This is a genomic window from Micromonospora sp. AMSO1212t, assembly GCF_008868145.1.
GTDB lineage: Bacteria > Actinomycetota > Actinomycetes > Mycobacteriales > Micromonosporaceae > Micromonospora > Micromonospora tulbaghiae.
On sequence record NZ_WBKS01000012.1, the window covers coordinates 37229 to 55877 of the forward strand.

Here is an 18649-nt window from a genome sequence, read left to right on the forward strand (position 1 = left end):
AATTGCCTCGACCCCTCACGCTGGGCGCGGCATGATCCGACCGTGCGTGACGACGGCGGCGTGTTGCTGGAGACCGCGCGGCTGACGCTGCGCCGGTTCACGATGGACGACGCGGACCGGCTGGTTGCGCTGGACGCCGACCCGGAGGTCATGCGCTTCCTGACCGGCGGCGCGCCGACCCCGGCCGGGACGTACCGGGACGAGGTGCTGCCCCGGGTGCTCGCGCAGTACGCCCTGCACCCCGGCCTCGGCCGCTGGGCGACGCTCGACCGGTTCACCGGCGAGTTCCTGGGCTGGCACTCGCTCGACCCGTCCGACGACGGCGCCGAGGCGGAGCTGGGCTACCGGCTGCGCCGCGCGACGTGGGGACACGGGCTTGCTACCGAGGGCGCGCGGGCGCTGGTGCGGCACGCGTTCGACACGGTCGGCGTCCGCCGGGTGTGGGCACAGACGATGGCGGTGAACGACCGCTCCCGCGCGGTCATGGCCCGCGCGGGGTTGCGCTACGTCCGTACGTTCCACCTCGCCTTCGACGACCCGATCCCGGGTACGGAGCACGGCGAGGTGGAGTACGAGCTGCGCCGCGACGCCTGGCCCGCGACCCGTCAGGAGTGGGACGCGGCGGCCCTGCGGGCCCGGTAGGCGCTCACCGCGGCCCGGTTGCCGCACCCGGCTTCGCAGAACCGGCGGGACCGGTTCCGGGACAGGTCGACCAGCACGTTGTCGCAGTCGGGGTGGTCGCAGTGCCGCAGCCGGCTCAGCTCGCCCATCCGGACCAGGTCGGCCATCGCCATCGCGGCCTCGACCGCCATCCGGGTCGCCAGCGGCGCGTCCTGCGGCACGGCGTGCACGTGGTACGGCTCGTCGTCGTGCCGGACGAGCTGCGGCAGCGCGTGCGACTCGCGCAGCAGCCCGTTGACGATCGCCACCACCTCGTCGGTGTCGGCGTACCAGATGCGGCGCAGCCGGGGCCGCAGCGCGCGGACCTGGCGCAGTTCGGCGTCGGTGTGCTCGTGCCGGCCGCTCCACCCGTGGGTGGCGAAGAAGGCGTCCAGGGCTGCCACGTCGGGCAGCCCGTCCGGGTCGCCGACGGTGTTCACCAGCGCGGCGGCGGCGACCAGCGCGCATTCGGTGTCATGAGCGAAAAGCAACTTGACTCCTGTCGGAGGCTGCGCCTAGCGTCATCAGCATAACCTCCCTTCACTCATGACCAGGAGCTCCCGATGCGTGAACGGTCCGGCGCCGGGCTCGGCCTGGCACTGCTCTCCGCGATCACGTTCGCCACCTCGGGCACCTTCGCCCGCCCGCTGATCACCGGCGAGTGGTCGGCGGTCGCGGTGGTGATCGCCCGGGTCGGCATCGCCGCGCTGGTGCTCGCCGTCCCGGCCGTGCTGGCACTGCGCGGCAGGTGGGCGGTGCTGCGCCGCAACGCGGTGAGCGTGGTGCTGTTCGGGCTGCTCGGCGTGGCCACCGCGCAGGCGTGCTTCTTCAACGCGGTGCGCTACCTCCCGGTCGGCGTGGCGCTCCTGCTGGAATACCTCGGCATCGTGCTCGTGGTGGGATGGATGTGGCTGGTCCACGGGCAGCGCCCCCGGCTGCTCACAGTGGCCGGCTCGGTCACCGCCCTGTGCGGGCTTGTGCTCGTCCTCGACCTCACCGGCGCCGGGCGGCTCGACCCGGTGGGCGTGCTCTGGGGCCTCGGCGCGGGCGTCGGGCTGGCCGGATACTTCGTCATCGCCGGCCGGATCGACGCGGGCCTGCCCTCGGTGGTGATGGCCAGCGGCGGCATGGCCGTCGGCGCGCTGGCGCTGCTGCTGCTCGGCGGCATCGGAGCGCTGCCGCTCGCCGCCGGCACCGCCGACGTCACCTTCGGCGGGCACCGGGTGAGCTGGCTGGTGCCGATCGCCGGGCTGTCGCTGATCGCCGCCGTGGTCGCGTACCTGGCCGGTGTCGCGGGCACCCGGCTGCTCGGGGCGCGGCTGTCCTCCTTCGTGGGGCTGACCGAGGTGATGTTCGCGGTGCTGATCGCCTGGCTGGTGCTCGACGAACTGCCCAGCCTGATCCAGCTGGCCGGCGGCGTGCTCATCCTCGGCGGCGTCGCCCTGGTCCGGGCGGACGAACTGCGGGGCACCCCGTCGGCGTCTGCGCCGGCCGAGCCGGTGCTGGCCGGCGACCGATGAGCGGGCCGCGCGGCGCCGTCGTCTTCGACGCCGACGAGACGCTCGTCGACCTGCGCCCGGCGGTCACCGGCGCGCTCGTCGCCGTACTCGATGAGATGCGGCGGCGGACCCCGGCGGCGGCCGGAGTGGTGCTCGCGGACCTGGAGGGGGACTGGGGTGCGGTCTTCGGCGCGCTCAGCGCCGCCCCCGTGCAGGAGGTGCGGCGGGCCGCCCTGGCCCGTTCGCTGGCCCGAGCCGGGCTGGAGGCGGACCTGGACGAGTTCGCGACCTTGTTCTTCGACCGCCGGTACGCGCTGAGCCGCCCCTTCCCGGACGTGCTGCCCGCGCTGTCGGCGCTGCGCCCGCACCACGTGCTGGGCTTCGCGACGAACGGCAACAGCCGCGCCGAACGCTGCGGCCTCGCCGGACAGTTCGCCTTCGAGGTGTACGCGCACGAGGGCGGCCTGCCCAAGAAGCCGGCGCCGGAGTTCTTCGCGGCGGTGGTGGCGGCGACCGGACTGCCGGCCGAGCAGATCGTCCACGTGGGTGACTCGCCGGAGCACGACGTGGTCGCCGCGCAGCGGGCCGGACTGCGTGCCGTCTGGCTCAACCGGGCCGGACTGCCCCGTCCGCGCGGCCTCGAACCGGACGCCGAGGTGTCCACAATCGCCGGACTGTCGGCGGTGCTCACCACCCTGACAAGCGCGAACGCCTAGTTGCGGCCCGGCTGCCATCCCCGGGCCACCAGAGCGGCGCGGATCTCCCGCACCATGCCGGGGAACTCCTTGCGCAGGCGACGGCCGGTCACGTGCGACACCAGCCAGCCGGCCTCGACGAGCTGGTCGAGCCGCCGCCGGTCGCTGTGCGCCCCGTCGGAGTGCGGCCGATCGTCGTACTCGACGGCGACCCGGAACTCCGGCCAGGCCAGATCGGGATGCAGGATCCGGCCGGCCGACACGCGTACCGGATGGCGGGCCACCGGGCGTGGCAGGCCGGCGAAGACGAGGCGTACCCGCAGGTGGGACTCGGCCGGGGACCGGGCCAGCCCGTCGGTCAGGCCGAACACCCACGCCGCCCGCCGGCCACCGGGGCGACAGGCGTTCCGGGCCGCCTCGCTCGCCAGTGCCGAGCGGCTCACCGAGCCGGCACGCAGCAGCCCGTCGACGATGCCGACCGCCTTCACGGGATCGGCCCAGACCGCCGTCTCCCAGGCACAGGAGACCGGCTCGGTGCGCGGCGGCGGCCCGGCCGGGATCATCGCCGCGCCGAGGGGTGACGGATTCGATGCCAGGGCTGAGGCCGGCGGGACGGCCGGGCCGGGCGGTCCGGGCCGGGCGCGGTGGTCGGCCGGATCCGGCGGCCTGGTCCGGCCCGATGGGCGGCCCGCCGTCGGCGGTGCCGGGACGGGGAACCTCGTGCCGGCGGGTGGGCTCGTTCGCGCGGGTGCGGCGGCGCCGACGGGGACCAGGAGCCCGCTGCGCGTGCTCGACACGGGGGCGTGGTGCACCCGGACACCCGGCTGCGAGTCGGCCCGGACCATGGCCGGCAGCAGGACGTGCACGTCGTCGGTGAACCCGGCGGCGTGCTCGACTCCGTGCAGGTAGGCCGCCGACGGCCCGGCGATCACCGTGCCCTGCGGCATGCGCAGCAGGGCCGCGCGGCAGGCCAGCGCGTGGTCGCGGTCGAGCCGCGCGTCGGCGTACACGTCCTGCCGGAGCCGGACCCAGGACGCGCCCCGCAGATGATGCCGGGACAGCAGCCCGCGCCGGATCGCTTCCGAGCCCCGGAACACCTGCCAGGCCAGCTCCGGCGGTCGGTGAGGATGAGGTGGCATGGGACGAGCGTGACGGCGCACGGGTGAAGATCGGTACCCCTGTGGACAGCCGCGGCCGTGCCGCCCGCCGCGCCCTGTGGACAACCCCCGAGCGGCCCGCCGGTGTGCTAGTGCCCCCGGTTCAGCAGAGCGCGGCGGCGACCGCCTCGGCGGCGGCAGTGACCTGGGCGCCGACGTCCGCCACGTCGAGCGGGGTCAGCGACACCACCCCGACGCTGCCCTCCAGGCCCGGTACACCGAGCACCGGCGCGGCCACCCCGTACGCACCTGACTGAAGCTCGCCGCTGGTGGTCACCGGCCCCGGATCGCCGGCCCGCCCGGCCAGTACCGCCCGGCCGGCGGCGCCCCGCTCCAGCGGGTGCCGGGTGCCGGTCCGGTACGCCACGTGGAACGACGTCCAGCTCGGCTCGACCACCGCGAGCGCGACCCCCTCGCCGCCCTCGACGACTGTCAGGTGGGCGGTCGCCCCGGTGCCCTCGGCGAGCCGGCGCAGCGCGGGCAGCGCCCCCTCGGCCAGCAGCGGCTGGGCGCGGCGGGCCAGGTGCAGCACGCCCACGCCGATCCGCAGGCGGCCCTCGCCGTCGCGCCGGAGCATCCCGTGGCCGGTCAGCGCGCCGACCAGCCGGTAGACGGCCGCCCGGCCGATGCCCAGCCGGTGCGCCGCCTCGGTGACCGTCAGGCCGCCCGGCGCGTCCGCGACCAGGTGCAGCAGCCGCAGACCCCGGTCCAGGGTCTGTGCCGTCTCTCCCGTGCGCGCCGCCGTGTCCACAGCACGCAGCGTACGACCCGGCTCCGGCCAACCCGGAAATGTGCGGACGGCTACCCTTGTGAGGTGACGCTACGCCTGTATGACACCGCCACCCGATCGGTGCGGGACTTCGTCCCGCGGGAAGCCGGCAAGGTGGGGGTCTACCTGTGTGGTCTCACGCTCCAGGCCCCGCCGCACATCGGCCACCTTCGCTCCGGCGTCAACTACGACGTGCTGCGCCGCTGGCTGCTGAGCAAGGGCTTCGAGGTCACGTTCATCCGCAACCTGACCGACATCGACGACAAGGTCCTGGCCAAGGCGATGGAGCAGGACCGGCCGTTCTGGTCGATCGCGTACGCGAACGAGCAGATCCTCACCGCCTCCTACCTGTCGCTCAACGTGCTTCCGCCCACGTACGAGCCGCGGGCCACCGGGCACATCCCGGAGATGCACGAGCTGATCGCGCGGCTGATCGAGACCGGCCACGCCTACCCGGCCACCGACGGCTCCGGCGACGTCTACTTCGACGTGGCCTCCTGGCCCGCGTACGGCTCACTGTCCGGCCAGTCCCCGGCGGACATGCAGCCCGCCGGCGACGCCCCCGACCGGGGCAAGCGCGACCCGCGTGACTTCGCGCTCTGGAAGGGCGCCAAGCCGGGCGAACCGGCCGACGCCTACTGGCCGTCGCCGTGGGGCCGCGGCCGGCCCGGCTGGCACATCGAGTGCTCGGCCATGTGCTGGCGCTACCTCGGCCCCGAGTTCGACATCCACGGCGGCGGGCTCGACCTGACGTTCCCGCACCACGAGAACGAGATCGCCCAGTCGCAGGCCGCCGACCTGCCGTTCGCCCGCTACTGGGTGCACCACGGCCTGCTCGGCATCGGCGGCACCAAGATGGGCAAGTCGCTCGGCAACACGCTCGACCTCGACTACGTGGCCTCGCTCGGGGTCCGCCCGGTGGAGCTGCGCTACTACTACGTGGCCGCGCACTACCGGTCCCGCATCGACTACTCCGAGGACGCGCTGCGCGAGGCCGCCGTGGCGTACCGGCGGATCGAGGGCTTCGTCCAGCGGGCGACCGAGCGGGTCGGCCCGGGCCGGCCCGGCGACCTGCCGGCCGGTTTCGCGGCCGCGATGGACGACGACCTCAACACGTCGGCGGCGCTGGCGGCGCTGCACGAGGTGGTCCGCGACGGCAACACCGCGCTCACCGCCGGCGACGATGTGACCGTCCGCACGACGCTGGCCGCCACCCGGGCGATGCTGGATATCCTCGGCGTCGACCCCCTGGACCCGGCCTGGACCGGCGGCGGCCGCACGGACGACCTGCGCGGCGTGGTGGACTCCCTGATCGCGCTGGCCCTGGAGCAGCGCGCGCAGGCCCGCAGCCGCAAGGACTGGGCTGCCGCCGACGCCGTACGCGACCAGCTCAAGCAGGCAGGCGTGGTCGTCGAGGACACCCCCCAGGGCCCGCGTTGGACTATTGGAGAGCAGGACTGATGGCCGGCAACTCGCAGCGCCGTGGCCGGCGACTGACGCCGAAGGCGGGCGCCCCCAAGGGCACCGGAGGCAAGAACAAGGACTCGCTCGCCGGGCGGGGTCGCACGCTGCCCGCCGACGAGCGGCCGTGGCACAAGGCGTACTCGGGCACCGAGAAGCTGCCCCAGCGCACCGCCTGGAAGCAGGACAAGGAGCGCCGCGCCGCCGCCGAGGAGGGCCGCTCGCCCAAGATCGGTCAGCCCGGCACCAAGGACACCACCTGGGGCAAGGGCGGTGGCCGAGGCACGCCTACGACGAAGGGCCGGGGCGGCAAGCCGACCGGCGGCCGGTCCGGGCCCCGGGTCGCGCCGGGCCGCAAGGCCAACCCGGCGAAGGACAGCCCGGAGCTGCTGGTCGGGCGCAACCCGGTGCTGGAGTCGCTGCGCACCCAGGTGCCCGCCACCGCGCTCTACACCGCGCAGGGCATCGACGTCGACGACCGGGTCAAGGAGATCATCCGTACCGCCGCCGACCGCGGCATCGCGATCCTGGAGGTCAGCCGCGCCGAGCTGGACCGGATGACCGGTGGCGTGCTGCACCAGGGCGTCGGCCTCCAGGTGCCGCCGTTCGCCTACGAGCCGTTCGACGACCTGGTCGCCGCCGCGCTGGAGCAGGCCGCTCCGCTGCTGGTCGCGCTGGACGGGGTCACCGACCCGCGCAACCTCGGCGCCGTCATCCGGTCGGCCGCCGCGTTCGGCGCGCAGGGTGTCTTCGTACCCGAACGGCGTGCCGCCGGGATCACCGCGACCGCCTGGCGGACCAGCGCCGGCGCGGCCGCGCGCGTGCCCGTCGCCCAGGTCACCAACCTGACCCGGTCGCTCAAGGCATGCAAGGACGCCGGCTTCGTCGTGGTCGGCCTCGACGCCGACGGGCAGACCGACCTGTACGACCTGGAGGCCGCCGTCGGCCCGCTCGTCGTGGTGGTCGGCTCGGAGGGGCGCGGGCTGTCCCGCCTGGTCGGGGAGACCTGCGACCTGACCGTCAGCATCCCGATGGTCTCCGACGTGGAGTCGCTCAACGCCAGCGTCGCCGCTGCGGTCACGCTGGCCGAGGTGGCCCGCCGCCGGTCCGTCGAGGTCTGATCGAGAGCACGAAAAAGGGGCGGTCCGCCGTGGCGGGCCGCCCCTTTTCGCGTACGTACGTCAGATGCGCTGGCCGGTGGTGGCGTGGAAGACGTGGCTGCGGCCGGTACGCGGCTTGACGAACACGGTGTCACCCATGTTCGGCATGCTGCGCCGGTCGGTACGGACCACGAACCGCTCGTTGTGGCCCTCCAGCGCGGCGTGGCCGTAGACGTTGGCGTCGGAGCCGAGGTCCTCGACCAGCTCGACCACGACCGGCATGCCGCCCTCGGACGGGCTGACCATGTCGCAGTCCTCCGGGCGGAAGCCGACGGTGACCTTGCCGTCGCCGCCCTCGGAGCGGGCCGCCTCGACCTGCTCGCGGGTCAGCGGCACGATCATCTCGGCGAACACGCCGCCCTGGTCGGTCAGCTTCACCGTCTTGATGTTCATGGCCGGGGAACCCATGAAGCCGGCGACGAAGACGTTGGCCGGGGTGTCGTAGAGCGCCCGCGGGGTGTCCACCTGCTGGAGCACACCGTCGAGCATGACCGCCACCCGGTGACCCATGGTCATGGCCTCGACCTGGTCGTGGGTGACGTAGACCGTGGTGACGCCGAGCTTCGCCTGCAGCGAGGCGATCTGGGTACGGGTCTGCACACGCAGCTTGGCGTCGAGGTTCGACAGCGGCTCGTCCATGAGGAAGACCTGCGGTTCGCGGACGATCGCGCGGCCCATGGCCACACGCTGGCGCTGACCGCCGGAGAGTGCCTTCGGCTTACGGCTGAGGAACTCCTCCAGCTGGAGCAGCCCGGCCGCCTCCTTGACCCGCCGGTCGATCTCCGACTTCGAGGTCTTGCGCAGCTTGAGCGCGAACGCCATGTTCTCGTACACCGTCATGTGCGGGTAGAGGGCGTAGTTCTGGAAGACCATCGCGATGTCACGGGCCTTCGGGGGGAGGTGCGTGACGTCGCGGTCGTCGATGTAGATCGCGCCGTCGTCGACGTCCTCCAGGCCGGCGAGCATCCGGAGGCTGGTGGACTTGCCGCAGCCGGACGGGCCGACCAGGACGAGGAACTCCCCGTCACCGATCTGGAGGTCGAGCTGGTTGACGGCGGGGCGCTCGGTGCCCGGATAGATCCGGGACGCCTTCGAGTAGGTGACCGTAGCCATGATGGAGCGCTTCCTTTCACCGGCAGGAACGTGCCGGACGATCCGAGTGAAGGAGCGACCGGTGCCCGAGGCACCGGCCACGGGGTCGTCGCTCAGGCAGCCGAGGCCGGCCGGAGTGTCGTCCGCGTCACTGCACGGTAAACGGCTTTCGCGATCGTGCCAAGACGTGGCGCGTCGGATGGGACGGACGGCATACGCATAACGGTCAGGAGGGCACTGGGAGGCATCAATCTCCCCACCCGTGAGCGCGGCCGGGCGATGATCCATCGGCCGCACCGGTCGGGATGCCGACGTTTTCCGTGCTCGGGAGCCCTGCCAGGCGGGATTTCCGGGGCCCAGTCGCTATGCTGAGCCCGACGCACGCGCCCCTGTAGCTCAGCTGGCCAGAGCACTCGCCTTGTAAGCGAGATGTCGCCGGTTCGATCCCGGCCGGGGGCTCCAATATCCACAAGGCGTTCCGGGGCCGACGTCGCCGCGGGACGCACGGTCGCCGTGGCGCGATGATGCAGCTAGTCTGCGAGGGTGCGTCACGATCATGCCGGCTCGGACGCTCTGCCCGAGCTTGTCGGAGTCGAGATCGTCGAGTTGCTGGACTGGTACGACGGACCGCTGGACGGCCTGGCCCTTCATGAGGGTCGGGAGTTCTGGTTCTCGGCCGGACCCGACTGGGCCCCGGGTGAGCCACGGAGGCTCGTCCTGCATGCGATCACCGCTGAGCAGGCGGCTCGGGTGCGTGCAGAGGCCCGGCAGTTCGAGGCATTTGCAGCCGCCGCTCCGGCCGATGGCGACGCCTGGGAGCAGGCGTGGGATGCCCGATCCACCTACAGCGAGGCGCCGGCGTCGGGCTGGTTTCTCGCCTGACCCCGCCCGTGGGCGACAGTTCGGGCTGGACGATCTTCGAGCGTTACTGGATTCTGCTCGGATGAGCCAAGAGCAAGCGCAGGTCCTGTCCCGTGGTGGCAACTGGGCAGTCGTGCAGCTGGCAGGTCGGGCCTTCCCCGGCCTTCACGTGCAGGGCGATACGTTTGCCGCCCTCTGGACGCAGCTCGCCGAAGCAGCTCGCATGCTCCGTGAGGATCCTGGAGACGGAAAGGCCCTCGACGACCTGGACGACGCCGTCCGAGAGGCAGAGGAGTTCCTCCGCTTCTACGAGGCGGCGCTCGCGGAGCGAGGCATCCAGCGGCCGTACTGACAGGCGGCCGCAGAGGCTGGCCACCTGGCCACGAATGGTCAGTCCCAGTAGTTGAACAGCACCTCCCCGACGGTGGCCGGTGGCGATGAACGGCACGGTGACGTGCCGCAGCACCGTGACGTGGTGCCGGGCGTCGGCGATGCCGGCCGCGTGGAAGCTGGGCGTGACGCCGGCGGGGGTGACGCCGGTGACTGTGGCACCGACGGCGAGGTCGGCGGCCTGATGCCCGACGGCGTGCGCCGCGAGCACGTCATGACCAAGAGCCTCGTGGACGAGCCGTAGGCGGTCGAGGCGCGGACCGCGCAGTAGGCTGACCAGCGATGAGTCGCGCGGTCGAGGAGTCCAACCGGGCGATGCTGCGCGCCCGGGACGCGATGGACCGGGCGTACGCGCAGCCGCTGGACATCCCCGCGTTGGCCCGGATCGCGCACGTCTCCGAGGCGCACTTCATCCGTACCTTCCGGGCCACCTTCGGCGAGACACCGCACCGCTACCTGCAACGCCGCCGGGTGGAACGCGCCATGTACCTGCTGGCGCGCACCGACGAACCGGTCACCGAGATCTGCCACCTGGTCGGATTCGGCAGCCTGGGCACGTTCAGCCGGACGTTCCACGGCATCGTCGGCGAGTCGCCGTCGGCCTACCGGCGCCGTAAGGCCACGCCCGCCGACGTCCCGAGCTGTTTCACCAAGGCCTGGATGCGCCCGAGCGCCACCGCGGGACTGCGCACTTTTGGATAAGCAGCAGGTCGGGCCGCTGCTCTAGCGTCGTGGGCATGACGATGACTTCGACTTCCCGCTCCCAGATCTACGTGCTCGACCAGGACGAGGCGCTCGACTTCTACGTGGGCAAGCTCGGCCTGGAGGTCAGCACCGACCAGGACCTCGGGTTCATGCGCTGGCTCACCGTGAACGTGCCGGGTGACCCGGGCCGGGAGATCCTGCTGGAGAAGCCGGGCCCGCCCGCGCTGGACCCGAAGACGGCCGAGCAGGTCCGGGAACTGCTCACCAAGGGTGCTGCCGGCGGTTTCCTGTTCTTCACCACCGACGACGCGCACAAGACGTACGCGGACCTGGTCGCGAAGGGCGTGGAGGTGACCGACGAGCCGACCGACCGGCCGTACGGGATCGACTTCGGGATCCGCGACCCGTTCGGCAACCGGATCCGGATCGGCCAGATGCATCAGGGCCGGTGAACGGCGCGGCGGCGGGCTAGTCTCGCGGTCCCCGACCGTGGAGGTGCCGATGCCCAGCCGCCTGCTCTACCTGGTCCGTCACGGCGAGCAGGACCGCCCCGAGAAGGAGGCGGACACCGGACTGTCGGAGCGGGGCCGGCGGCAGGCGACGCTGCTGGGCGAGCGACTGCGCGGGGCCGGGCTCACCGCCGTACACCATGGGCCGGCCCGCCGGGCCGCGGAGACCGCCGCGCTGGTCGCGGCGTCGCTGCCCGGTGTTCCGGTACGCGAGGACGACCGGGCCGGCGACCACATGCCGCACGACACCGACCCGGCCGGCCTGCCCGAGCGGTACGCGGAGTTCCTGGCCGCGTTCACCGAGCGGGAGCGGCGCGAGGGGCCGCGCGTGACAGCGGAGGCGGTGGCCCGGTTCGCCGCCGCCCCCGCGGAGGGTGACGTCCGCGAGCTGGTCGTCACCCACAACTTCCTGGTCGCCTGGCTGGTGCGGCACGCGCTGGAGGCGCCGGAGCGCCGGTGGATCGGGCTCAACCACCAGAACTGCGGGCTCACGGTGATCCGCTACAGCTCGGGCGGCCCGCCGACGCTCGTCGCGCTCAACGACGTCGCCCACCTGCCGCCCGAGCTGCGGGCCACCGGCCTGCCCGACGACTACCGGTTCTGATCGGCGCTCAGGGGATGAGCTTCACCACGGCGTCGGCCACGGCGCGGGCGGACTGCGGGTTCTGGCCGGTCACCAGGCGCCCGTCGACGACCACGTGCTCGGTGAAGTCAGGTGCCGGCACGTGCTGTGCGCCCGCCTCGGTGAGCTTGTCGGCGAGCAGGAACGGCACCTCGTCGGTGAGGCCGACGGCCGCCTCCTCGCTGTTGGTGAACCCGGCCACCCGCTTCCCGGCGATCAGCCGGGAGCCGTCGGTGAGGGTGAGGTTCACCAGTGCCGACGGGCCGTGGCAGACGGCGGCCACCACGCCGCCGCGCTCGTGGACCGAGCGGGCGATCCGGGCCAGGTCGGGGTCGTCGGGGAAGTCCCACATGGTGCCGTGGCCGCCGGCGAAGAGGATCACGTCGTACCGCTCCGGGTCGACGTCGGCGGCCTTCGGGGTGTCGGTGACGCCGGCGGTGGCGAGGAAGTCGTTCTGGGTGGTGTCGTTCTCGTCCCGTCCGTCGACGGGCGGTTCGCCGCCGGCCACCGACGCCAGGTCGACGTCGTACCCGGCGGCGCGGAACACCTCCCACGGCTCGGCGGCCTCGCCGACGTAGTAGCCGGTCGAGCGGCCGGTGCGGCCCAGCTCGGAGTGACTGGTCAGGGCGATGAGTGCGCGAGTCATGCCTTCCATGCTGGCCCGGTCGCCGGTCTGCCGGCCATAGGCCGATGTCACAGCGGCAGGGGGTTTGAGAGCCGGGTCAGCCGGTGGCGCGGGTGAGCAGCTCGACCACCTCGGCGGTGACGGCCGGCGGCCGGGCGGCGGGCCCGCAGTCCACGTACCCGCTCTCGGCCGGGCCGACGGTGAGCCGGTAGGTGAACCCGTCGGCGCAGTTGCCCGGGCCCTTGGTCTCGGTGGCCTCGGTGGCCAGCCGGGGGTCGGTGGCGAGCTGTCGCAGCCGGGCGGCGTCCGCCTCGGCGAGCCGGCCCTCCTGGGAGGCGCCGGTCCGGTCGGTCTTCGTCCAGCGGCCGTCCGGCCGCACGGTGACGGTGTCCTTCACCCCGGCGATGCCGCCCGACTTCACGAGCACGACCTCGGTGGCGGGCAGCGGCGAGGGCCCGTCCGTGAGGACGGGTGGCGCGTCGGCGCGGGCGCAGCCGGCGAGCGGGAGGAGAAGCGCGGCGACGGCCGCCGCGGCGGAGGCAGCTCTCATACCCGATCGGACGCGCGACGGGACCACCCGGTTCCGGCCCACCGGTCCTCCTCATCCGTTCGGTCAATGTCTCCGGCGGGATCTCGCCAGCCTCTTTCACGTTCTTCGATGTATCGCTATATCTACATCAGTGACTACCCCCGTCACAACTTCGCCTTCCAGGAGGGCCCGTGAAAAGATCCGTCGCCGCCGTCAGCGCAGCGCTGCTCACCAGCGGCGTGCTGGCCTGCGTCACCACCTCGGCGCAAGCGGCAGCGCCAACCGCCCCCAGCCCCGAGACCTCGGCCGCAGCCAAGGCCGCGAGCTTGCTGCGCGCCAACCCCGGCGTCGTCCAGGGCGCCGGCGGTGAGGCCTATCAGGCCGTCCGCACCAAGGTCGACCCCTCCGGGGCCGCGCACACCCGGTACAGCCGGACCTACCAGGGTCTCCGCGTGTACGGCGGTGACTTCGTCATCCACACCGCCCCGAACGGCACCCTGACCAGCGCGTCGGTCAGCCTCTCCGCCCCGCTGACCCTGAGCACCACCGCGAAGGTCGGCGCGGACGCGGCCAAGGCCAGCGCCCGCAAGACGTTCTCCGGTTCGCTCACCTCGGTCGGCGCGCCGGAGCTGTTCGTCGACGCCAGCAGCGGCAAGGGCCGGCTCGCCTGGGAGACCGTCGCGACGGGCTGGAAGGCGGACAAGCAGACGCCGTCGAAGCTGCACGTCGTCACTGACGCCACCACCGGCAAGGTGATCGGCTCGTACGACGAGATCGAGACGGTGGCCGGCACCGGCCAGGGCATCTACACCGGCTCGGTCACCATCGACACGACGCTCTCCGGCAGCACGTACCAGATGATCGACCCGGTACGCGGCAACGGCCGTACCTGCGACATGAACAACGGGACGTCCTCCTGCACCACGTTCACCGACGCGGACAACGCGTGGGGCAACGGCGCCACCTCGAACCGGCAGTCGGCCGCGGTGGACGCCCACTTCGGCGCCGCCAAGACGTTCGACTACTTCAAGAACGTGCACGGCCGCAACGGCATCTTCGGCAACGGCCAGGGCGTGCCGAGCCGGGTGCACTACGGCAACAACTACGTCAACGCGTTCTGGGACGGCTCCCAGATGACCTACGGCGACGGCTCGGGCAACTCCCGCCCGCTGGTCTCGCTGGACGTGGCCGGGCACGAGATGAGCCACGGCGTCACCGAGGCGCTGGCCGGGCTGGTCTACTCCGGCGAGTCCGGTGGCCTCAACGAGTCCACCAGCGACATCTTCGGCAACATGGTGGAGTTCTACGCCGCCGCGCCGAGCGACCCGGGCGACTACCAGGTCGGTGAGAAGATCAACATCAACGGCAACGGTACGCCGCTGCGCTACATGTACAACCCGTCGCTGGACGGCTCGTCCGACTCCTGCTGGTCCACCAGCACGAAGAACAAGGACGTGCACTACTCCTCCGGCGTGGGCAACCACTTCTTCTTCAACCTCGCCGAGGGCACCGGCGCCACCGCGTACGGCACCTCGCCGGTCTGCGGCTCGGCTCCCGCGGTGACCGGCATCGGCCGCGCCAAGGCGGAGAAGATCTGGTACCGGGCGCTCGACGTGTACTTCACCTCGAACACCTCGTACGTCAACACCAGCAACCCGGCCAACACCGCCCGCGCGTACACCCTGCGGGCCGCGACCGACCTGTACGGCAACTGCTCCACCGAGTACAAGACCGTCCAGGCGGCGTGGACCGCGGTGAACGTGGCCGGCAACGACGCGCCCTGCAGCTCCACCGGCAACGACTTCTCCGTCTCGCTCTCGCCGACCGCCGGGTCGGTCACCGCGGGCGGTTCGGTCTCCGCCACCGTCGCCACCTCTACCACCAGCGGCACCGCGCAGACCGTGACGTTCTCCGCGTCCGGCCTGCCGACCGGCGCGACCGCGTCGTTCAGCCCCGCCTCGGTGACCTCGGGCGGCTCGTCCACGCTCACCGTCTCCACCAGCTCCAGCACCCCGGCCGGCACCTACTCGGTGACGGTCAGCGGCAGCGCGGCGTCCGGCGCGAAGACCGCCACGTACTCGCTGACCGTGAGCAGCGTCGGCGGCGGCTGCACCGGCGCGGGCCAGAAGCTCGGCAACCCGGGCTTCGAGTCCGGCAACACGGTCTGGGCCACGACCTCCGGCGTCATCGGCCAGTACGGCTCGCAGGGCCAGCCGACCCGCACCGGTACGTGGAACGCGTGGCTGAACGGCTACGGCAGCACCCGCACCGACACGCTGTCGCAGTCGGTGAGCCTGCCGAGCGGCTGCTCCGCGTACTCGCTCTCGTTCTGGCTGCACATCGACTCGGCCGAGAGCACCACCAGCGTCCAGTACGACAAGCTGAACGTGCAGGTGCTCAACTCGTCCGGCTCGGTGCTGGCCACGCTGGCGACCTACTCGAACCTGAACAAGGCCAGCGGCTACAGCCAGAAGTCGTTCTCCCTGGCGGCGTACGCCGGGCAGACCGTCACGCTGAAGTTCACCGGCACCGAGGACAGCTCGCTGCAGACCTCGTTCGTGATCGACGACACCGCGCTCAACGTCTCCTGACCTGACCGCCCGACCCCGGGGCCCGGCGGCCACCCCACGCGGGTGGTCTCCGGGCCCCGCCCGTTACGGTCGGACCCATGTCCGATGCGGAACTGACCGTCACCCTGGACGGCCCGGTGGCGACCGTGGTCATCCACAACCCGGCCCGGCGCAACGCCATGACCCCGGCCATGTGGCGGCAGCTCCCGGTGCTGCTCGACGGCCTGGAGGCGGACCCGGCGGTACGGGTGCTGGTGCTCACCGGCGCGGGCGGCACGTTCTGCGCCGGCGCCGACCTGGGCGACCTGGACGAGCTGCTGGCGGCCGGTGACGGCAGCATCGCGGTGGCCGCCGAGGAACGGCTCGCCGCGTTCGGCCGCCCCACAGTCGCCGCGATCGAGGGCGCCTGCGTGGGCGGCGGCTGCCAGCTCGCCGTCGCCTGCGACCTGCGCCTGGCCGCTGCGGACGCCCGGTTCGGCGTACCCCCGGCCCGGCTCGGCCTGGTCTACCCGGCGCCGACCACCCGGCGGCTGGCCGCGCTGGTCGGTCCGTCGGCGGCCAAGCACCTGCTGTTCACCAGCGAGCTGGTCGACGCCGGGCGGGCGCTGCGGATCGGCCTGGTGGACGAGGTGCTGCCGGCCGGTGAGCTGACCGGGCGGGTGGCGGCGCTGACCGCCACCATCGCCGAGCGGTCCCGGCTCACCGTGACCGCCGCCAAGGAGATCGTCGACGGGTGTGCCGACGCCGACCGGCTGGCCTGGTGGCACGCCCAGGTGCGGGACAGCGGCGAGGCCCGCGAGGGGGTTGCGGCCGTCAACGAGCGCCGGCCGCCGCGCTTCGGCTGGACCCCGCCCGCCGCGCGCTGACCGCCGTTTGCACGGCATCCCGCGACGGGTACGCTCCGGCCGTCGAACGGGGGCCATCGTGGACGGTGATTCGGAACGTCGGAAGATCAAGCGAGGACGCCGCCGTGTCCGGCTGCTGCTGGTCGGCACGGTGTTGACGTTCGCGCTGGCGTCGCTGCTGGTCGGGCTGATGGCGGACGGTGCGTTCCCGAGTAGCTGGCTGGAACGCGGCGACCCGCCCGACTGGGTGGAGGTGACCGGCCTGGTTCTCGCGGTGCTGGGTCTGGGGCTGGAAATCGTCGCGCTGGTCCGCATGGTCCGCAGCGGTAGCTATCGGGCCGACCGCGAGTCGCGGCTCTGGGCGGTGAGTTTCGGCCGTCGCCGGGAACTGGCCCGGGCCGTCCGGCGCGGCGTGGTGGACTCCCCGGACGACCTGCCCTGGCTGCGGACGGTCGCGGCGCAGATGATCCGGCAACGGAGGTTCGTCCCGATGATCGGGGGCCTGCTGACGATGAACCTCGGCCAGTTGCTGCTCAGCCTCACCCCGATGTGGTTCGTCCTGTTCGGCGTCATCGGCGTGATGTTCGCGTTCGCCTGCTGGCAGATTCTCCGGGATGCGTACCGGGCCGAGGCGTTCCTGCGGGAGCACCCCGGCGATCCGGCGGTCAGCGTGTCGACCGGCTCCCGCTGACCTGGGTCAGCAGCTCGTCCACCGACCACTGGTCGGAGGCGTGTTCGCCGTGTTTCGCGGCGAGCACCCGCCCGTCCGGCGCGATCAGGAAGTCGGCCGGCAGCCCGAGCCGGCCGCCGTGCGGCGTGCGGGACGGCAGCCGTTCGCGGCCGCGCAGGACGTGCCAGGTGCCGGTCGCCACGGCACGCAGGATCGGCAGCCAGGCGCGCGGGTCGAGCAGCGACCGCCGCGCCGACTCCACCCCGAACTCCCGGTAGAGCCGCCGGTCCGGATCGGCCACCACGGCGAACGGCAGGTCGGCGACGTGCTCGCGCAGTTCGTCGGCGGGGGAGTGGAAGAGGACCACCTCGCGTACGCCGGCTGCCTCGATCTCGGCGTGCCGGCGGACGATCGAGCGCAGGTGGAGGTTGCAGACCGGGCAGCCGGCGAAGCGACGGAACTGCAGGTGGACCAGGCGGTCCGGGTCCGGCAGGGCGACCTGGGCGCCGGTCACGCTGGTCAGGTGGTGGGGGTTGACGACGTCCATGCGCGCTCCCGTTGTAGGCGTACGACGTACTCCTACAACGGTAGGCGTATCTTGTACGCTGTCAAGGCCATGCCTCGTCCCCGTTCCCTGACCCCGGCCCGGCTCGCCGACGCGGCGCTCGCGGTGCTCGACCGGGACGGCCTCGCCGGCCTCACCATGCGCGCGGTCGGCGCGCAGCTCGGCACCAGCACGATGGGCCTCTACCGCTACGTCGCCGACCGCGACGAACTGGAGGCGCTCGTCGTCGAGCGGGTCCTCGACCGGGTGGACACCCGGCCGCCGCTCGACGTCCCGTGGCCGGACGGCGTCCGGGAGCTGGCCGGCCGGGTACGCCACGCGGTCGGCGCCCATCCGGCCGTCGTCCCGTTGCTGCCCGCGCACCGGCACCGCTCACCGGCGATCCTGCGCTGGGGAGAGGCGGTGCTCGCGGTGCTGACCCGGGCCGGCTTCACCGGAACCGGGCGGGTGGTCGCGTTCCGCGCCCTGCTCGGCTACGTGGTCGGCGCGATCCAGATGGAACACCTCGGCGCGCTGGCCGGCCCCGGCACGGCTGCCATCGCGGCGCTGCCCCGCGACGAGTTCCCCCTGCTCGCCGAGACCGCGCGCGACGCCGGCGCGGTCGGACCGGAGGACGAGTTCGGCGGCGGGCTGGACCTCCTGCTCGACGGGCTGGCCCGGCGTCTCGACACCTAGGGACTGGTGGGACCGGCGGGCGCGGCGCCGGGAAGTACCCCCGGCACCGCCCCCTGTGCCCGCCGGTCGTCCGTCACCGCGCCAGCGCGGCCCAGCTCGGCGTCACCGGTTCCCGCCGCAGCGGCATGCCCGCCTCGGCCGGGGTCCGGTCGCCCTTGCGCTGGTTGCACGCGTAGCAGGCGGCGGTGGTGTTCCCCCAGGTGTTCCGGCCACCGCGCGAGCGGGGCAGGATGTGGTCGATCGTGCTCGCCGCGCCGTCGCAGTAGGCGCACCGCCGCCGGTCGCGCGCCAGCACCCCGGCCCGGGACCAGGCCGGGCCGGCGCTGAACCGCCAGCGGGTCACCACGTACCGGACGAGGCGGACCACCCGCGGCAGCGGGAAGACGCCGATCACCCGATCGGGCTCGGCCTCGTGGATCTCGGCGACCCGGCGGCAGAGCATCCGTATCGCGTGCTTGACGGTGACCCGGTGCAGCGGGCCGAGGTCGGCGTTGACGACGAGGACGGCGTCCACCGGGCTCTCCCTTCACGATCGGCGGTACGGCGACGAAAAAGCCGCCCGGTCCACGGGACCGGGCGGCGACGACGGG

General features: G+C 72.9%; 22 protein-coding genes and 1 tRNA gene. 14 read left to right on the forward strand and 9 right to left on the reverse strand.

What is annotated here, in order from left to right:
- Positions 1-42: 42 nt before the first annotated feature.
- The gene (locus F8279_RS05720) at positions 43-642 is read left to right on the forward strand and encodes a GNAT family N-acetyltransferase (RefSeq protein WP_091425607.1); all 600 of its coding nucleotides are present in this window, start codon (positions 43-45) and stop codon (positions 640-642) included.
- Here the strand turns inward: F8279_RS05720 and F8279_RS05725 are convergent.
- Positions 606-1151 (reverse strand): CGNR zinc finger domain-containing protein, encoded by a 546-nt coding sequence (locus F8279_RS05725; RefSeq protein WP_091425604.1) that lies wholly within the window; start codon positions 1149-1151, stop codon positions 606-608. The genes F8279_RS05720 and F8279_RS05725 overlap by 37 nt on opposite strands.
- Positions 1152-1223: 72 nt before the next feature.
- Here F8279_RS05725 and F8279_RS05730 point away from each other — a divergent pair, with 72 nt between their 5' ends.
- Both F8279_RS05730 and F8279_RS05735 read left to right on the forward strand, forming a co-directional pair.
- The gene (locus tag F8279_RS05730; protein ID WP_091425602.1) at positions 1224-2180 is read left to right on the forward strand and encodes a DMT family transporter; all 957 of its coding nucleotides are present in this window, start codon (positions 1224-1226) and stop codon (positions 2178-2180) included.
- Positions 2177-2875 (forward strand): HAD family hydrolase, encoded by a 699-nt coding sequence (locus F8279_RS05735; RefSeq protein ID WP_151499318.1) that lies wholly within the window; start codon positions 2177-2179, stop codon positions 2873-2875. Before F8279_RS05730 ends, F8279_RS05735 begins: the two co-directional genes overlap by 4 nt.
- Here the strand turns inward: F8279_RS05735 and F8279_RS05740 are convergent.
- Positions 2872-3993, reverse strand: coding sequence for a hypothetical protein (locus F8279_RS05740; protein WP_192580638.1), 1122 nt, complete (start codon positions 3991-3993; stop codon positions 2872-2874). The two genes, F8279_RS05735 and F8279_RS05740, sit on opposite strands and share 4 nt — an antisense overlap.
- Positions 3994-4114: 121 nt before the next feature.
- Positions 4115-4762, reverse strand: a complete 648-nt coding sequence (locus F8279_RS05745; RefSeq protein ID WP_091425597.1) for an IclR family transcriptional regulator — start codon at positions 4760-4762, stop codon at positions 4115-4117.
- Positions 4763-4825: 63 nt separating this feature from the next.
- On the opposite strand from F8279_RS05745, the gene cysS reads away from it, so the two are divergent.
- Both cysS and rlmB read left to right on the forward strand, forming a co-directional pair.
- Positions 4826-6241 carry a cysteine--tRNA ligase gene (gene cysS, locus F8279_RS05750; protein ID WP_151499319.1) on the forward strand — a complete coding sequence of 472 codons (1416 nt, stop codon included), beginning with the start codon at positions 4826-4828 and terminating at the stop codon, positions 6239-6241.
- On the forward strand, positions 6241-7362 hold the full coding sequence (rlmB, locus tag F8279_RS05755) for a 23S rRNA (guanosine(2251)-2'-O)-methyltransferase RlmB (RefSeq protein WP_091425593.1): 1122 nt from the start codon (positions 6241-6243) through the stop codon (positions 7360-7362). The genes cysS and rlmB overlap by 1 nt, the downstream gene beginning before the upstream one ends.
- 60 nt (positions 7363-7422) lie before the next feature.
- Here the strand turns inward: rlmB and F8279_RS05760 are convergent, their stop codons facing one another.
- Entirely contained in the window at positions 7423-8514 is a 1092-nt protein-coding gene (locus tag F8279_RS05760) for an ABC transporter ATP-binding protein (RefSeq protein ID WP_091425590.1), read from the reverse strand.
- Positions 8515-8878: 364 nt separating this feature from the next.
- On the opposite strand from F8279_RS05760, the gene F8279_RS05765 reads away from it, so the two are divergent.
- Positions 8879-8955, forward strand: a tRNA-Thr gene (locus tag F8279_RS05765).
- A gap of 81 nt (positions 8956-9036) precedes the next feature.
- Positions 9037-9375, forward strand: a complete 339-nt coding sequence (locus tag F8279_RS05770; RefSeq protein ID WP_151499320.1) for a hypothetical protein — start codon at positions 9037-9039, stop codon at positions 9373-9375.
- A 43-nt stretch (positions 9376-9418) separates the two neighbouring features.
- Here F8279_RS05770 and F8279_RS30210 read toward each other — a convergent pair whose 3' ends face one another.
- Complete coding sequence (locus F8279_RS30210; RefSeq protein WP_175438831.1) at positions 9419-9955, reverse strand: hypothetical protein; 537 nt, start codon at positions 9953-9955, stop codon at positions 9419-9421.
- Positions 9956-10026: 71 nt separating this feature from the next.
- On the opposite strand from F8279_RS30210, the gene F8279_RS05780 reads away from it, so the two are divergent.
- From F8279_RS05780 to F8279_RS05790, 3 genes are read left to right on the forward strand one after another with little or no spacing between them, the layout of a single operon-like run.
- Positions 10027-10446 carry a helix-turn-helix domain-containing protein gene (locus tag F8279_RS05780; RefSeq protein ID WP_091425581.1) on the forward strand — a complete coding sequence of 140 codons (420 nt, stop codon included), beginning with the start codon at positions 10027-10029 and terminating at the stop codon, positions 10444-10446.
- A 35-nt stretch (positions 10447-10481) separates the two neighbouring features.
- On the forward strand, positions 10482-10901 hold the full coding sequence (locus F8279_RS05785) for a VOC family protein (RefSeq protein WP_030502816.1): 420 nt from the start codon (positions 10482-10484) through the stop codon (positions 10899-10901).
- Between the two features lie 49 nt (positions 10902-10950).
- Positions 10951-11562: a histidine phosphatase family protein gene (locus F8279_RS05790; RefSeq protein ID WP_091426029.1), complete on the forward strand. Its 612-nt coding sequence runs from the start codon at positions 10951-10953 to the stop codon at positions 11560-11562.
- 7 nt (positions 11563-11569) lie between these two features.
- Here F8279_RS05790 and F8279_RS05795 read toward each other — a convergent pair whose 3' ends face one another.
- Positions 11570-12226, reverse strand: coding sequence for a type 1 glutamine amidotransferase domain-containing protein (locus tag F8279_RS05795; protein ID WP_225853152.1), 657 nt, complete (start codon positions 12224-12226; stop codon positions 11570-11572).
- Between the two features lie 76 nt (positions 12227-12302).
- Positions 12303-12755 (reverse strand): protealysin inhibitor emfourin, encoded by a 453-nt coding sequence (locus F8279_RS05800; RefSeq protein ID WP_151499321.1) that lies wholly within the window; start codon positions 12753-12755, stop codon positions 12303-12305.
- A gap of 170 nt (positions 12756-12925) precedes the next feature.
- On the opposite strand from F8279_RS05800, the gene F8279_RS05805 reads away from it, so the two are divergent.
- The 3 genes from F8279_RS05805 to F8279_RS05815 all read left to right on the forward strand — a co-directional run bounded on the left by F8279_RS05805 (position 12926) and on the right by F8279_RS05815 (position 16840).
- Positions 12926-15325, forward strand: coding sequence for a M4 family metallopeptidase (locus F8279_RS05805; RefSeq protein WP_151499322.1), 2400 nt, complete (start codon positions 12926-12928; stop codon positions 15323-15325).
- A 77-nt stretch (positions 15326-15402) separates the two neighbouring features.
- Complete coding sequence (locus F8279_RS05810) at positions 15403-16170, forward strand: enoyl-CoA hydratase/isomerase family protein (RefSeq protein ID WP_151499323.1); 768 nt, start codon at positions 15403-15405, stop codon at positions 16168-16170.
- A 58-nt stretch (positions 16171-16228) separates the two neighbouring features.
- Positions 16229-16840 (forward strand): hypothetical protein, encoded by a 612-nt coding sequence (locus F8279_RS05815; protein ID WP_091425570.1) that lies wholly within the window; start codon positions 16229-16231, stop codon positions 16838-16840.
- Here F8279_RS05815 and F8279_RS05820 read toward each other — a convergent pair.
- Entirely contained in the window at positions 16815-17366 is a 552-nt protein-coding gene (locus tag F8279_RS05820; protein ID WP_151499324.1) for a peroxiredoxin-like family protein, read from the reverse strand. The two genes, F8279_RS05815 and F8279_RS05820, sit on opposite strands and share 26 nt — an antisense overlap.
- Before the next feature lie 69 nt (positions 17367-17435).
- Here F8279_RS05820 and F8279_RS05825 point away from each other — a divergent pair, with 69 nt between their 5' ends.
- Positions 17436-18059 carry a TetR/AcrR family transcriptional regulator gene (locus F8279_RS05825; RefSeq protein ID WP_175438830.1) on the forward strand — a complete coding sequence of 208 codons (624 nt, stop codon included), beginning with the start codon at positions 17436-17438 and terminating at the stop codon, positions 18057-18059.
- A gap of 73 nt (positions 18060-18132) precedes the next feature.
- On the opposite strand, the gene F8279_RS05830 is transcribed toward F8279_RS05825, so the two are convergent.
- The gene (locus F8279_RS05830; protein WP_091425560.1) at positions 18133-18573 is read right to left on the reverse strand and encodes an HNH endonuclease; all 441 of its coding nucleotides are present in this window, start codon (positions 18571-18573) and stop codon (positions 18133-18135) included.
- Between the last annotated feature and the right edge of the window lie 76 nt (positions 18574-18649).